We start from the raw sequence: 15,067 nt of genomic DNA, 5'->3' as shown, positions 1-15,067 counted from the left end.
TTACTTAATGATATTTAAAACGTTTTCTGGAGGACGACCCACAGCGGCAGCTTTGTCATTAAAGACAATTGGACGCTCGATAACTTTCGGATATTGTACCATCAGGTTAATTACTTGCTTGTCGGTTAATTCCTGATTATCCAGCCCGGCTTCTTTATATTCCGCTTCTTTTTTTCGCAAAACATCGCGGGGGCTAACGCCGAGATTTTTGATAATTGCGCTGAGTTCTTTTTCAGACGGTGGTGTTTTTAAATACTCAATAATCGTTGGCTCGATACCATTTTCCTGTAATAACGCCAAAGTTTGACGAGATTTCGAACAACGAGGGTTATGTAAGATGTTAAAATCACTCATAATAGTTTAAAGTTTAATTATTGATGCGACTATTCTAGGCATATTTGATGTTAGAAAAAAGGATTAAATGGCTAAAAGCCTTCTCCAAATTTGTTTTTAGTGAGTTTGCGAAAAAGAATGCCAGCTCGATGGCGGCCGAGCTGACGCTGAACAACATGCTAGCTTTAGTTCCATTAATGACCGTTGCGGTCAGTCTGATGGCTATTTTCCCTGCGTTTGATAATTTGAATGTTCAGGTTCAGGATTTAATCTTTAAGAACTTTCTGCCGGAAACAGGGTTGGCTGTTCAGGAGCACCTGAATGAATATGTCGCCAAATCAAAAAATCTTTCAGCCGTAGGCTTCGCTTTCCTGATTATTACATCGCTGATGCTAATACGGGCGATTGATCGTGCCATTAATACCGTTTGGGAGACTCGCAACCGTCGTCGTGGTGTTCAGAAGTGGCTGTCGTATTGGGCGATGTTAACCATGGCACCGATACTGATTGCGGCGAGTCTGGCCGCTTCTTCCTATTTTGCGGCACTTCCACTGGTTTCAAAAATTAGCGGTATTTTAACCTTTGGCTTGCCTTTTCTCTTAATTGTTCTGGCCTTTACGGCACTCTACATGGTCGCCCCTTTCAGTCATGTAAAGTTTCGTTTCGCAGTATTAGCGGCGACCATTACTGCGATATTGTTTGAGTTAGCCAAGTATGGCTTTGCCATCTTTGTGACGAAGTTTTCCACCTACGAGGTAATTTATGGTGCGATTACAGCGATCCCACTGTTTTTCTTATGGGTTTTCTTATCCTGGTTAATCTTGATGTTTGGGGTGGTGATTTGTTTTGCCTTGCATCGTTTTGAGATGAAGCGGGAGAAGTCTGAACATGATTTTATCTCCATACTGAAAATCATGCATTTTTTTGCTCAGGCGCAATCCAATGAGTCCAGCGTCACTATCGAGCAGCTAAAGAGCAAGTTTTCATACCTTCATGGGCAAACGCTGAGACATTTGGTTGAGCAGTTACTAAACCTTAACTATCTGGCTAAACTGGAGAATGGACAATATTGTTTAAAGCTCAACGCCAGTGATTTAACGATTGGGCGTATATATCGGCACGGACCATGGCGTTTACCCAACAACAATCAAACACTGGATGCCGAAGAGCAATCTTTTTTCTCCCGGCATGTTGAGTCGGCCAATCAGGCCATAAACGAGAGCCTAGATGTTTCCATTCTTGGGGACGACAGCAAAGACAGTAACCAGTGAGTTGCTGTCCTCAGTTGAAATAATATGATATTCAGCAGTGTTATTTTCAGTTTTAATGCCTAATGAGCGTTTGTTACCGATAAGGTTTTTAGGGGTTACCAGAAGCGTTTGATTGTCCGTCTCATAGTGAATCAGTAAAACGTTATGTTGGATCGTTTCACCATACTTATTTTTAGTAAGGTAATGGCAGGGTTTAGGTTTTCCTTTCAAATACTCAATGCCCATGGTTGCGCCTGTAGAGCAGTTACCAGTAAGCCATCTGATGATACCAACGAGCCCTTGTGATTGACTGGATTCTTTGCGGATAAAAACGATATTGCCAACGTTCAGGTTGGTGACGTCAGCCTGGGGCTGCTTCAGACATAAACCACCCTTACTGTAATTCGTTGCTTGCCACTGGACCAGGTGAGGGTAATCCTTTTGCGAGCTATCAGCCTGTAGTGGTGACCCAGTGTCCTCAAGAGTTTTAAAAACTGGACCTAGTCCAATGGTGACTTTGACATTGCTGTGGCTTGGGTAGCGAATATTTTTCCGCTCAATATGATGATCGCAGTAGGCATAGATTTGTTGTAAAAGTTTATGCCCCGAAGTGTTATCAATGGATGGATAAAAACCATACTGGGGCAACTTATGGTGTTGTTCGTAATAAATTAATTGTTTTTTTAACTCTTTTAGCAACTCCGTCGTTATCAGTAATCGATAGAGATTGTGTTCTTCATACTCAATATCAGTAGCAGCATATTCAGGGGGATGGCTACCGAGAAGGTTAATAATAAAACACTCGCTGTCGGTATAGTGCGACAAGTCAGCCGACAAGTAAGTTGTTTTTCCCCAGTAACCAAAGTATTTAAAAAGGTGCCAGTGAAGATTACCTTCAATATGGTAAGGATTAATGACCGACATTAAGCAGTTGCGCTTATAAGTGTTTTCGATAGTGTCTAATGCCTGTAAAGTCTCCCCTGTAGCTTTTTGCTGTCTCTGATGCAGCCCTTCCTGCTCAGCAAAGTGGTAAAGTTTATGTAGCTCGTGCCAGATATAGCTTGGTACCGGTGCATACTGCTGATAGTGCTCAATGAGATGCAGCCCCAAGTAGTGCTGGGTTTGATTGATGGCAAAAGCGAGACGGGACGGTTTTTTGAGAGCCATCTTTTGCTCGGCTAACTCATGAATGACTCGCTTATAACCGTAAGCCATTTCGGCCGTTAATTGACTGAATAGCTGAAACTGTTCAGTATCCGGCGTGGCCACTCTTTGGTCATGGTGCTGTCGGAAGTGACGGCTCATCTGCAAATAGCCCCGATCCAGAGTCGCCAGGTTCTCTTCTCGGTGAGCGAGTTTACACTCGCTGCGATTAAATGTTTTAGCTGCTTGCAGCAGATGGGTTAAAGAGAGTGTTATGTCGGTAAAGGTTAAATCCTCTAACCATTGTTTTACGACCGTTGGTTTGTTATCCATCATGAACTCTTGGCCTTCCTGAGTCGATGGATACGTGAGTTGTATAGACTCCATAAGCGCTCCCTTTATAGCTTTATCCAGTAATTAAATTGCTTTAGGCTTTATTGTTTTTATCTGTATAATATGCACAAAAGTGTGACAGAGTCCACTTTTCGTTGTTTGCGTTTAATTTAAGTTATTGATTTTGTGTTGGTAGTCCATGAAAAAAATGTTATTTAGTCTCGCTGTGGCGGTAGCTATGCTGCTTACAGCATGTTCCAACGAAAACTCTTTTCATCTGCTGTCTGGTGAAAAAAAAAGTATGAACGATTATGAAGGGCAGTGGTTGGTCATTAATTTCTGGGCTGAATGGTGTCCGCCTTGTCTGGAAGAAATTCCGGAGCTTGGTTTGTTGGCAGAGGAAAATCCGGATATTGCCATTTTAGGAGTAAGCTACGATAAGTTAACCAATAATGAGTTAAAGTCTTTGGTGGATAAGCTTGAAATTAGTTATCCCATCGTTGCCACCGAACCTATGCCGTATCTGCCTGTTGCAAAACCACAAAGTCTTCCTGGTACTTATCTGGTTAGCCCCAGTGGGCAGACTATGGGGCCAATTCTAGGTAAGGTTGATAGAGCCAAGATTTTAAAAATCATTAAGAAAGTAGAAGGCAGGCTGGAAGCGGCTGACTAGCGCCTGGTCTTGGCTTCGAGTTGAGCTCGCATCTTTTGTTTCACTTCTTCAAGTCGAGCCTGGATGCGGGTTTGAGCATAAGGATCTTCAGAGGTTGCATGCAGCGCTAACTCAAAATGTTGCTTGGCTGTCCTTAAGTCTCCTAGCAACAATAAGTACTGTCCGGTTGTTTCATACATTTCAGGGGTGTGTCCGGCTTCAGCCTGTGCCTCGGCAAGTAGTTTCAGGTAGTTTGGGTTATTGCGGTTCACATCAACGTAGCGCAGCAATAACTTTTCAGCTTTGTCGACTTTGTCTGTTTTTAAGTAGATTTCTGAGGTAGCTAATATCAACTTGGTAGAGTCAGGATGCTTGATAAGTTGAGTTTCCAGTAACGGCAGCATTTCTGCACCGCTGTCTTGCGCCAAATGAGCTTCCGCCAAGCTAAACAGTAACAATTGATTGCCTTCATTGTTTTTGTATAAGCTGGTCAGTACTTTTATTGCCGGATTGAAGCGGCCTTTACTTTTGAGTAACTCAGCGTATAAATAACGCTCACCCAGATCCGACAGTTTGTCGCTTTGTGCCTTGGCGGTCAATTGTCGAAATTTTTCCTTGTCATTAATCAGCGTTTTGCTCTCTATCCTTGATTTGACCAGTCGGTAGTCTACAGAGTCCTGATGTTCGACTTCAGGGTAGAGCTCGGCACGTTCACGCGCTGCTGCGATACGATTTCGTGACAAAGGGTGGGTCAGTAAAATTTCTGGTGGTTTAAAAGTATATCGGCTGGCATTTTGCAGTGTTTCAAAAAAATCGGCTGCCGCGCGGACATCAAAGCCGGCACTGGAGAGCATCGTAATGCCAATGCGATCGGCTTCTTTTTCGTTGTCTCGGGTATGATTAATAATGCTTTGTTTTCCTGCTGCCTGAGTTGCTGCTATTCCCGCCATGCCTGCCTCTGGATCTTGTGTTGCAGCGAGAACCGAACCGATCAACCCCAGAATACTGGGGATTGATAATTCGTTCTGGGCTTCCAGGCGTCGTGCTAAATGTCTCTGGGTGACGTGGGCAACCTCATGACCGACAACGGACGCGAGCTCGCTCTCACTTTGGGATGCCGTAATAAGACCTGAGTGAAGACCTATATAACCACCAGGCAGGGCAAATGCGTTAATGGAGTTCTCTTGAATAACGAAAAACTGGAATTGTCTGCCCAGGGCGTCAGGATTTGCCGCAACTAAACGATAGCCCAGTTGCTGGATATAGTCTGTGACGATAGGATCTTTCATCAAATATTCACTGCGTCTAATTTGACGCATAATTTGATCACCGATTTGCTGCTCTTTAGCAACGGATAAGGTTGAGCCTGCGGTTTCCCCTATCTTAGGTAGATCAAGGCTTGCCGCACCTGCTGCAGAATGAGCGAGTAGCGTAGAGCTTAAGCTCAGTACACGTAAGGCTTTGGAGGCTTTTGAATGCAGGAATATATTACTCATTCTGATAAAATAGCAGTGAAGTTACTGTATATGATGGGGCTTGTGTGGTAAAAGTTCAATCATCAGGTACCGATATACCTCTTAGTTTAAATAATCTTCCGCTGAGTCAATAATATGGCTCGTGACAGAAAAAAGTGTAAAACAATGAATTCTATCTTTACTCGCTGGTTTCAGCGTAACTTTTCCAGCCCTGCAACTATCGTACTAACGATGCTGATTATTGTGGGCTTTTTTATCATCCTGACAGTGGGTGATATTTTAGCGCCGATCTTATGGGCTTTGGTCATTGCTTATTTATTAGAATGGGGAGTTACGGCACTACAAAAACGGGGGCTTGGACGGTTCGTTTCTGTGCTTATTGTTTTTGTTGCATTTGTCGGTTTGTCGATTGTTATCTTCTTGGGGCTGGTGCCATTAATTTGGAAGCAGGGTTCAAAATTGATCGCTGAGTTACCCAGCATTATGTTGAAGTTGAAAGAGCAGGTATTAGAGCTGCCGACCAAGTACCCAAACTTTGTATCAGCAGAGCAGGTTGATGGTTTTATTAACAGTTTAAATTCTGAACTAGGTAACATTGGTGAAGCCATATTGAGCGCTTCTTTCAGTTCTCTTATTAGTATCGCCAGCTTATTGGTCTATATTGTGCTGGTCCCACTGCTAGTCTTTTTCTTTCTTAAAGATCGACAGAAAATCTTTGGCTGGTGTAGCCAGTGGTTGCCTCAGGAGCGTCACCTTGCAGAGCGAGTCTGGAGCGAAGTGAACCGACAGATTGGCAACTATATTCGGGGTAAAGTTGTCGAGATTATTATTGTTGGTGTCGTATCCTATATTACTTTTGTTTTAATGGGGCTTAATTACGCTTTATTGCTGGGTGTTTGTGTCGGTTTGTCCGTACTAATACCTTATGTCGGCGCTGCTCTGGTAACCATTCCTGTGGCGTTGATTGCATTTTTCCAATGGGGCCTAACCTCGGATTTTTATATTTTGTTGAGTGTGTACCTCATTATTCAAATTCTCGATGGTAATGTACTGGTACCACTAATTTTCTCCGAGGCGGTCAATTTGCACCCGGTTGCCATTATTGGCGCCATTCTCCTGTTTGGTGGCTTGTGGGGCTTCTGGGGCGTATTTTTCGCCATTCCATTAGCCGTTCTTGTCAACGCAACGCTGGATGCTGTGAAAGAACATAAAGCTGAAGAGGAGAGTCTCGCTCTGGAGCAGCAAGCTGAGGTTGAGTAAAACTGAAAACCCCTTGGCACAGAGATCTGCTTTTTAGGCCAAGGGGACGTTATTAAAGTAGCTCAGTGGCGTAATCGGCCAGTCTCGAGCGTTCACCGCGTTTGAGTGTAATGTGTCCTGAATGATCCCAGTTCTTGAACCGATCCACGACGAAGGTAATGCCGGAAGTGGTTTCGGTAAGGTAGGGGGTATCAATTTGGCCGACATTTCCCATACAAACCACCTTGGTACCTGGGCCGGCACGGGTGATCAGTGTTTTCATCTGCTTCGAGGTCAAGTTCTGAGCCTCATCAATAATGATGAATTTATTGAGGAAGGTTCGGCCGCGCATAAAGTTCAATGAGCGTACTTTAATCCATTTACGTAACAGATCGTGGGTCGCTGCTACTCCCCACTCATCGTCTTCACTGGGTGACAGAACTTCGAGGTTGTCCATCAAAGCTCCCATCCAGGGAGTCATCTTTTCTTCTTCTGTGCCAGGGAGGAAACCAATATCTTCACCGACCGATACCGTGACGCGGGTGACAATGACTTCCTTATAGCGTTTCATCTCTATCGCTTGCTCTAGAGCGGCGGCGAGAGCCAGCAGGGTTTTACCGGTACCTGCTGGGCCTTGCAGAGTGACGAAGTCAATTTCAGGGTCCATTAGCACATTTAAAGCGAAGCTTTGTTCACGGTTTCGAGCCGTGATGCCCCAGATATTATGACTGTCGTTTCGGTAGTCGACTAATAACTCGATAATGGCCGTCGGATTATCAGCGTCAGTATCGTCAATTTCTCGCACAATAGCTTCGAAATTATCTTCGGGCTGGAACAGGCACTGATTAACGAACCACTCTTTAACCAGCGGGCCTTTGATACGGTAGTAGGTGTGGCCTTCCTCCTGCCAGGAGTCTATATCACGACTATGAGTGTCCCAGAAATCACCAGGGAGTTCAAAATAACCTGTATGTAGCTGCTCTACATCATCCAGCACCTTGTCGTTATAGTAGTCCTCTGAGTGGACGCCGACAATATTGGCTTTTATTCTAAGGTTAATATCTTTCGAGACTATGGTTACGGTTTTATCTTTGTTTTTTGCTTGGAGCGCCAGGGCGACGTTAAGAATGGTGTTATCGGCTTTGCTACTGGGCAGTGAATCGGGTAGTCGGTCAATGTGATCTTTGGTTTGAAAGTAGATTTTCCCGTGTTTGTCTGCGTCTTGAATCTGGGGCAGCATACCGATGGGAATACCTTCTTTCATGGGGTCTTTATCATCTTCGGCAATTGAAAGAAGGTCATCAAGATAGCGGCTGACTTGCCGCACATTTCGGGCCACCTCCGAGAGGCCCTTTTTACCAGCATCCAATTCTTCGAGAACGACCATCGGAATTAATATATCATGTTCTTCAAATCGGAAGAGGGCGGTAGGGTCGTGCATCAGCACGTTGGTATCAAGAACAAAAAGGCGTTTACCATCTATTTGGGGTTTTACCATTGGGACTCCTTTATCAGCTCCTAAGGGAGTAGTGTCACTGTAACAATTACAGTGACTTAACAGCTTCCAGAACTTCGTCGACGTGACCTTTAACTTTTACTTTGCGCCACTCTTGACGTAACTTCCCCTGCTTATCGATCAGGAAGGTACTGCGTTCGATTCCCATGTACTCTTTGCCATACATCTTTTTAAGTTTAATCACATCATAGGCATTACACATTTCTTCTTCTTTATCGCTTAGTAGGTCAAAAGGGAAATCATGTTTTTTTCTGAAGTTTTCATGGACTCGAACACTATCACGCGACACGCCAACGATTTCTGTGTCGTGGCTTTGGAATTCTTTGTATAAGTCTCTAAAGTTTTGCCCTTCGGTGGTACAACCGGGGGTGTTGTCTTTAGGATAGAAATAGATAACGAGGTTTTTATCTTTAAAGTCTTTTAGAGAGAGGTTTTGTTCTCCGGTGGCTGGGAGATCGAAATTAGGTGCTTTCTTATTCAGCTCTGGTTGGCTCAAATCAGCCTCCTGTACGCTTTTTATACTGTTTGTTGGTTAATTAACCAGCTCTAATCACTAAAGCTTTGTTTTATCAATATAAGTCACTGTAACGCTCTTTTATTGAATAAAAATGAACGTTAATATCACTTTACGTTAGAATTTTTATTGTCGCAAGTTATGCACAGCGATTTTTCGCTTTTAGGTTGTTTTTAGTGCTGTGGCTGGCTAACATAGCGGCGCGCAGATAGAGGATTATTATGATGTTTTCAGGCAGTATTGTAGCAATAGTGACGCCAATGACTGACTCGGGTCAGTTAGATCTAGAGGCATTACGTCAGCTTGTCGATTGGCATGTTGAGGAAGGTACTTCAGGGATTGTTGTGATGGGAACGACGGGTGAATCGGGTACTGTCACGGAAAAAGAATATTTCGCGGCGATTGATGCAGTGGTTAAACAAGCTGCAGGGCGTATCCAGGTCATTGCTGGGAGTGGTGCTATGAGCACTAACAAAACCATTACGTTAACCAACCAGGCTAAAGAGTTAGGCGTTGATGGTGCGCTTGTAGTAACCCCTTATTATTGTAAGCCGTCGCAACAAGGTCTCTATGAGCACTTTAAAGCTGTGGCGAGTCATTGTGAGTTACCGATTATTCTATACAATGTACCAGGCAGAACGGCGGTTGACTTATTACCAGAGACCGTAGCCAAGCTGACTGAGCTGGAGAATATCGTGGGCATTAAGGAGGCCACTGGCGATGTTAGTCGAGTTACGGAACTAAATCGCCTTATCGAAACTCCAATCAGCATATTAAGTGGTGATGACGCTACGGCATATGACTTCATGAAGCTGGGCGGACATGGTGTTATCTCGGTAACAGCCAACGTTGCGCCAGGATTAATGAGCAAAATGTGCCAGTTAGCCCAAGCCGAAAACTGGAAACAGGCCGCATTGATTAACGATAAACTTTCGGGTTTGAATGATAAGCTATTTTTAGAAGCTAACCCGATTCCCGTAAAATGGGCGCTTTATCGAATGAATAAAATAGGGTGTGGTATCCGACTGCCTTTGACCGAGTTGGATAGTCGTTTCCACTCACAAGTTGTAACAGCACTGGAACAAGCGAATGTTGAATTATCATAAGAATATTAAAGTTTTAGCCCTTTCCGTTAGTGCCGCGGTATTAGTATCGGCCTGCGCAACTTCAGGCGATGGTTCTGAAGACATTGATGACCGCTATATGCAAAGTCAAAAGGGGCCTGATCTGCAGTTGCCGCCTGGAACTAGCGAAATCAATGTTCAGGACGGGTACCGTGTACCTGAAGGCGCTGTTATTACTGAGCGCGAGCCGCAAGGTAAAGCGATGAGCCTTGAGCCACCGCAATTGTTATTGGTCGCTGGCGATGGTGTTTGGGAAGACACGGAACGTGCCGAGCCTACGGTCTGGATCAGAGGGGATGCTGAACAGTTGATCAGCTATATTGAGCGTTTCATGCAGTCCCAGAACTTATCCTATAACGAGCCAGCTAACAGCTTAGTGGAGACCGACTGGATCACCGACACGGAAGATAACCAGGTCGCAGAGCGCCTAGGTTCTTATTATGTTGATGGTCAGCGTCATAAATTTAGGCTGAGCATCGTTGATAAAAAGCCAAATGAGGTCGCTCTGCAGGCGAAGCATATCGCTAACCAACGCTATCAAGACGAACAGTGGAACAGTGTTGCGACTTCACAGCGCGTAGCGAAACAGTTTTTAAATTATTTCATTGGTTATTATGACTCTGCAAGAACGCGCGAAGCTCGTCAGAGAATCTTGCAACAGGCTAAAGTCGACTTTGAGTTAGGCTACGACGATCAGGGGTCCTTGGCACTTATCACAGAGCGAAAATTTTTGGCCGTTTGGGAGCAGATGCCTCGTGTATTAACAGCATTAAATCTGTCGATAACTGATAGAGACCGTTCGGAACAGACGTATTACTTTAATGTTAAGGAGCCTGATACTGGTTTCTGGTCGCTATTTTCTAGCGATAACGAAAAAGTAAAAGTGGATTTAGAGCCGGGTGATTATCAAGTTAAACTATCCGAACTCGCTTCCGGTGGTATCAGCATGAGCTTTTATGGTGCTGAGGGCGATAAGCTCGAGGACAATGTTGTGACTCGAATCTATCCTGAGTTTGCGGCTGAGTTTAAGCGAGGCAAAGAATAGCGTGTTAAAGGTCGCTTCGCTGGGTTCTGGGAGCAAAGGCAATTCAACACTTATCGCAACTAAAGAAGCCACGGTTATGGTTGACTGTGGCTTTACTTTAAAAGAAACGGTTAAGCGGCTGCAGCGACTGGAGGTCGAGCCATCCTGTATTGATGCTATTTTGGTGACACATGAGCACCAGGATCATATCAGCGGTGTTGGGCCGTTAAGTCGTAAGTATGATATTCCTGTATGGTCTACCCGAGGTAGTTTGTTATCCGGGAAGTGCGGCAAGTTGAACGCATATTCTATTATCGAGGGCTTTCAACAGTTTGCAATCGGTGATTTATCGGTTATTCCTCTATCGGTTCCTCACGATGCCCGAGAGCCTTGTCAGTATCTATTCCAGGCTTATGGTAAGCAGCTGGCCATTCTTACCGATCTGGGTTCGTATACATCAGAAATTATAAAGGCATTACAGTCGTGTCATGGTCTGTTACTCGAGTGTAATCATGATGAGGATATGCTTTGGAACGGGCCTTACCCAAGGTCATTGAAACAAAGGGTAGCAGGTCCTTTAGGGCATATGAGCAATCGACAGGCCATTGAGCTGTTGCAAAAGGTGTTCAGTGATGATTTAGAGTTGCTGATAGCCAGTCATATCAGTGAGCAAAATAACTGCCCTAAACTGGTTCAAGAGAGTGTTGCAGAGTCGATTCAATGGCCTTTAGATAAAGTCGTTATCGCTGAGCAAAATCACGGATTTGACTGGGTTAATCTGGCGTAATATCAGTACCTTTCAAGCTATCTCCGGCGATGGCGCTGTTCTGTTTTGTCGTCTGTGTCTGTGCTCGAGGATTTTTTTAAGGCCTCTTCTGCTTCAATGACTGCTGATTTTTGTTCCAGCGGCATATGAATGGTGAGCACTGCCCCACCGAGCTCCCGGCTGTCTTCAGCCCAGATTGTGCCTTGGTGGCGGTTGATGATTCCCTTCGCAATAGCGAGGCCAAGACCTGCACCGCCAGAATCCCGGCTCCGACTATAGTCCAGACGAGTAAAGGGCTCAAAGATGCGGTTGCGTTTCCCCGGTGGAATGCCTGGTCCATCATCCTCGACCCGAATTTCGATGCTGTCTTTAAAGCAAATTAAAGCGACTTTCACCTTAGAGTTAGAGAAACGAGCTGCATTACGAATCAGGTTGATCATGACTCGATCAATCAGGTTACAGTCAGCATAAAGAGGAATGGCTTTGGCTGGTTCCGAGTATAAGATGAAGTTCTTTTCTGGGTATAGAGTTTTTACTTTTTCAATCACACTTTCGGTTATCTTTCTCAGGTCAAAGTGCTCCAACTCAAGAGGAAAGCGTCCATCCTTTAACCTGGAGTAACCCAGCACTTCTTTAACCAGATCGTCTAACTCTGAAAGTGCGTCATCCATGTCTTCTGTTAGTTCCTGTCGGCGCTCCTCTGATCGGGTTTGAGAAAAAAGATCCAGCGCAAAGCTTAATCTTGCCATCGGCCCTCTAAACTCATGGGCAACTGCATGCATGAGGTCGCGTTGGTTGTACAGGCTTTGCTGATGTTGTTTGTGCAAGCCCTTGATATGGTTAACCACTCTTGGTGTGTTTGCCGATATATTGGTCAGGGGAGAGCGGGTTTTTTTGAGTTTGAGCCCACTTAAATCCAGCTGTCCAATCGCCCGAATAGCGACATTTAAAGCCTCGTTAACGTGCCTATATACAATGAGTACTGCTACAGCATTAAATACAATTAGTATAATGACGTAAAACAGCCAGTCCCTTAATTGGATGTCACTATTAACTTTGGGGTAGGGACCAACGGTCAGGATAGTTTGGTTATCGTTAAGTAACAGGTAAGCAGAGGGACCTTCTGGGCGACCCATATCAATACCATAGCGATTTTCTTTTAACTGGTTAAAGTAAGACGGTTCCATACCAAGTTGCTCTCGGGAACGCGCTTTGATTTTTATATTTAACTCATGCTCTGCTTTGGCGATGGTTTGTGGTGAATAGCTGTAATCAAGAAGGGATAAACGAAAGTTTAAAAAGCGAACGTCTGCGAGTATGGACTCCTGGAGTTCCTGACTGTCTATTTTATGCATCCAGGGAAAATAGACATAATACATGGCAATAAAACTACACAGATTGATCCCAACCAAGATAGCGAGGAGAGCTAAGCTACGTTTCATTAGACCGCCAGAAGGTATCCTTCGCCACGAATCGTTTTTATTATATAGGGCAGCTTTGGGTCGTCTCCCAACTTTCGGCGAAGTCTGGATATTCTTAAGTCAATACTTCGATCTGTGCCATCATATTCTAATTTAAAGGTTTTGCGGTGCAGTTCTTCGCGGCTGACCACCTCTCCTGAACGTTCAGCCAGCAACCATAAAAGGTTGTATTCTGCGGTGGTTAAATGGATTTCTTTCCCATGGCAGAGGACACTGCGATTTTGAGGGTTAATAGCGATGCTGCCAGCATTAATAATTTTATCCTGAGGCTGGCTGGATTCATCAGATTCAATTCGGCGTAACAGAGCACGCAGGTGAGCTAGTAAAACGTGTGATTTTACCGGCTTGCTTAAATAATCATCTGCACCATTTTCAAGGCCGGCAATTTCATCGATCTCATCACTAAGCGATGTCAGCATTAATATTGGCCCCTGGTATTTGGGGCGTACGGTGCGACAGATAGTAAAGCCATCCGTTCCTGGAAGCATAACATCCAGAATAACCGCTCGTGGTTGATTTTGCGTAATGAAGTCAATAGCCTGGCTCCCATGGTTCTCAACGGTAACATTGAAGTCATGACTTCTTAGGAAGTCTGCAATCAGGCTGGAAAGTTTCTCATCATCTTCAACGAGAAAAATAGTATCATTCATAAGCAAAACTTATTGGCGAATCTTACAAAGGTGAGATAAATTGCCTTATTTCGGCGCTAAGGTCAATATTTTAACCATTTTATTCGCAGAAAACTTTGAGGTTTTTGCAAAATAACATGCCTTATTTTTTCTTATTAAAAAATAAAACAATTAAAAATCAAAAGGTTATAGGTGTTAGCCTAAGCTTGCAATTAACTGCTAAACTCTTACAATATGAACTGTGTCATAAATTTTGACATTAATTCCGCGTTTTGATTAATAATGGCTGCACTCTAATGAAAAAAATTACACAAGTACTAATTCTACCCTTTGTTGCGTATGTATCTATTGCCTTTATCAACTATGCTTCAGCTGCAGAGCAGGTTGATGTCGCTGGTGCTCCTTTAAAGTTAAATGGTCTGGGAGTTCATAGCGAATTACGAAACGAATGGTTTCTGGATGCTTTATATTTAGCGAGCACCACGGATGACGGCGAGGAAGCCGTATCAAGCCCTGGCGCAAAGCGCATGGAGCTGCGGGTTTTGGCGGATAATTTATCGGGACGCCGTTTAAAGCGCTTTTGGATCGAGCGGATTAAGAATAACAACGAGGCCAGTAATGTTTTGGCAAACGCGAAAGCCGTTCGTGATTTTGCAAAGCTAATGGATCAAGATTTAGTGAGTGGCGACATTGTGACGATTGACCTGTTGCCCGGTGTTGCCACCGTGATCGGCGTCAATGGCTCAGAAGTAGGGCGTATTGGCGAAGAAGCCTTTCCTCTCGTCCTAAGAACCTGGGTTGGCGATCGGCCGCCTAGTTCAGAATTTAAAGAAGCTATTTTGGGTGAAACATCTGATGTTCAGCGTTCAGAGCTGCTTAGTCGGTTTAGTTCCGTTCAGCCTTCTCCAGCACGTATAGCAGCTTTCGATCAGGCGGCCGTCGCGGCGAAAGAAGAAGCCGAGCGAAAAAAACGTGAAGAAGAAGCCAGAAAGAAAAGGGAAGCGGCCGAAGAAGAGCGTAAGCGCCTGGAAGAGGAAAAGCGCAAGCTGGAAGAGCAGAAGAAGCTGGAGCAAGAAAAAGCAGCTGAAGCACAGAAGGAAGAGGAGCAACTTGCTGCAGAAGCTGAAGCTGAAAAGTTACGCAAAGAACTGGAAGAAGCGAAGCGTAAGTTAGCGGAGAAGGATAAGGTGCAGCAGCCACAAGGACCAACGCCCGCCCAAATTGAAGCGATGAGGAAAAAGTACTCAAGTCAGCTAGGGGCCCATTACATTCCTTATTTCGAATACCCATTACAGGAGATATTCCGCCGTCATGGTAAGTCCGTTTTAATGCGACCACGCAAAGGGAAGACCCACGGTGACGTTTCTATCAGCATTGAAGTTGATAGAGAGGGTCAGCTTGTTGGTGGTAGTCTGGTGAGCAGTTCAGGCGAGAAAATTCTTGATGATGCGGTGATGGCAGCCTTGTTTGACTCGGTGCCTTTCCCATCCATGCCAGAAGAGTTGCCAGAAGAGACGTTTAAAACCACGGTGAGTATTTCAATTCCTGCACCAGAAATGTAGAATCTGTGCATACGTCTAAAGGGGCC

General features: G+C 44.6%; 14 protein-coding genes. 7 read left to right on the top strand and 7 right to left on the bottom strand.

Features of this window, described 5'->3' with window-relative positions:
* Entirely contained in the window at window positions 1-354 is a 354-nt protein-coding gene (gene arsC, locus H7708_RS04015; RefSeq protein WP_223669188.1) for an arsenate reductase (glutaredoxin), read from the bottom strand.
* Between the two features lie 47 nt (window positions 355-401).
* Between arsC and H7708_RS04010 the strand changes: the two genes are divergently transcribed.
* Complete coding sequence (locus tag H7708_RS04010; protein ID WP_223669187.1) at window positions 402-1,604, top strand: YihY family inner membrane protein; 1,203 nt, start codon at window positions 402-404, stop codon at window positions 1,602-1,604.
* Here H7708_RS04010 and H7708_RS04005 read toward each other — a convergent pair.
* Complete coding sequence (locus H7708_RS04005) at window positions 1,557-3,113, bottom strand: hypothetical protein (RefSeq protein WP_223669186.1); 1,557 nt, start codon at window positions 3,111-3,113, stop codon at window positions 1,557-1,559. The two genes, H7708_RS04010 and H7708_RS04005, sit on opposite strands and share 48 nt — an antisense overlap.
* Before the next feature lie 145 nt (window positions 3,114-3,258).
* Between H7708_RS04005 and H7708_RS04000 the strand changes: the two genes are divergently transcribed.
* Window positions 3,259-3,732: a TlpA family protein disulfide reductase gene (locus H7708_RS04000; RefSeq protein ID WP_223669185.1), complete on the top strand. Its 474-nt coding sequence runs from the start codon at window positions 3,259-3,261 to the stop codon at window positions 3,730-3,732.
* On the opposite strand, the gene H7708_RS03995 is transcribed toward H7708_RS04000, so the two are convergent.
* The gene (locus H7708_RS03995) at window positions 3,729-5,207 is read right to left on the bottom strand and encodes a beta-barrel assembly-enhancing protease (RefSeq protein WP_223669184.1); all 1,479 of its coding nucleotides are present in this window, start codon (window positions 5,205-5,207) and stop codon (window positions 3,729-3,731) included. The two genes, H7708_RS04000 and H7708_RS03995, sit on opposite strands and share 4 nt — an antisense overlap.
* Before the next feature lie 144 nt (window positions 5,208-5,351).
* Between H7708_RS03995 and H7708_RS03990 the strand changes: the two genes are divergently transcribed.
* Window positions 5,352-6,446: an AI-2E family transporter gene (locus tag H7708_RS03990; protein ID WP_223669183.1), complete on the top strand. Its 1,095-nt coding sequence runs from the start codon at window positions 5,352-5,354 to the stop codon at window positions 6,444-6,446.
* Between the two features lie 52 nt (window positions 6,447-6,498).
* Here H7708_RS03990 and H7708_RS03985 read toward each other — a convergent pair whose 3' ends face one another.
* Together H7708_RS03985 and H7708_RS03980 are read right to left on the bottom strand one after the other, a co-directional pair.
* Window positions 6,499-7,923 (bottom strand): PhoH family protein, encoded by a 1,425-nt coding sequence (locus H7708_RS03985; protein ID WP_223669182.1) that lies wholly within the window; start codon window positions 7,921-7,923, stop codon window positions 6,499-6,501.
* 46 nt (window positions 7,924-7,969) lie between these two features.
* Window positions 7,970-8,437: a peroxiredoxin gene (locus H7708_RS03980; protein ID WP_223669181.1), complete on the bottom strand. Its 468-nt coding sequence runs from the start codon at window positions 8,435-8,437 to the stop codon at window positions 7,970-7,972.
* A 242-nt stretch (window positions 8,438-8,679) separates the two neighbouring features.
* On the opposite strand from H7708_RS03980, the gene dapA reads away from it, so the two are divergent.
* From dapA to H7708_RS03965, 3 genes are read left to right on the top strand one after another with little or no spacing between them, the layout of a single operon-like run.
* Window positions 8,680-9,561: a 4-hydroxy-tetrahydrodipicolinate synthase gene (gene dapA, locus H7708_RS03975; RefSeq protein WP_223669390.1), complete on the top strand. Its 882-nt coding sequence runs from the start codon at window positions 8,680-8,682 to the stop codon at window positions 9,559-9,561.
* On the top strand, window positions 9,545-10,624 hold the full coding sequence (bamC, locus tag H7708_RS03970; protein WP_223669180.1) for an outer membrane protein assembly factor BamC: 1,080 nt from the start codon (window positions 9,545-9,547) through the stop codon (window positions 10,622-10,624). The genes dapA and bamC overlap by 17 nt, the downstream gene beginning before the upstream one ends.
* Window position 10,625: 1 nt before the next feature.
* A complete protein-coding gene (locus tag H7708_RS03965) occupies window positions 10,626-11,390 on the top strand; it encodes an MBL fold metallo-hydrolase (protein WP_223669179.1) in 765 nt (254 codons plus the stop codon).
* Window positions 11,391-11,407: 17 nt separating this feature from the next.
* Here the strand turns inward: H7708_RS03965 and H7708_RS03960 are convergent, their stop codons facing one another.
* Both H7708_RS03960 and H7708_RS03955 read right to left on the bottom strand, forming a co-directional pair.
* Window positions 11,408-12,811, bottom strand: a complete 1,404-nt coding sequence (locus tag H7708_RS03960; RefSeq protein ID WP_223669178.1) for a sensor histidine kinase — start codon at window positions 12,809-12,811, stop codon at window positions 11,408-11,410.
* Entirely contained in the window at window positions 12,811-13,500 is a 690-nt protein-coding gene (locus tag H7708_RS03955) for a winged helix-turn-helix domain-containing protein (RefSeq protein ID WP_223669177.1), read from the bottom strand. Before H7708_RS03955 ends, H7708_RS03960 begins: the two co-directional genes overlap by 1 nt.
* Window positions 13,501-13,775: 275 nt before the next feature.
* On the opposite strand from H7708_RS03955, the gene H7708_RS03950 reads away from it, so the two are divergent.
* Window positions 13,776-15,041: a TonB family protein gene (locus tag H7708_RS03950; protein ID WP_223669176.1), complete on the top strand. Its 1,266-nt coding sequence runs from the start codon at window positions 13,776-13,778 to the stop codon at window positions 15,039-15,041.
* Window positions 15,042-15,067: the final 26 nt, after the last annotated feature.

This window comes from Kangiella shandongensis (assembly GCF_020005365.1).
Taxonomy (GTDB): Bacteria; Pseudomonadota; Gammaproteobacteria; order Enterobacterales; family Kangiellaceae; genus Kangiella; species Kangiella shandongensis.
The sequence above is the reverse complement of the archived record's forward strand: the minus strand, read 5'-3'. Positions and strand labels throughout refer to the sequence as shown.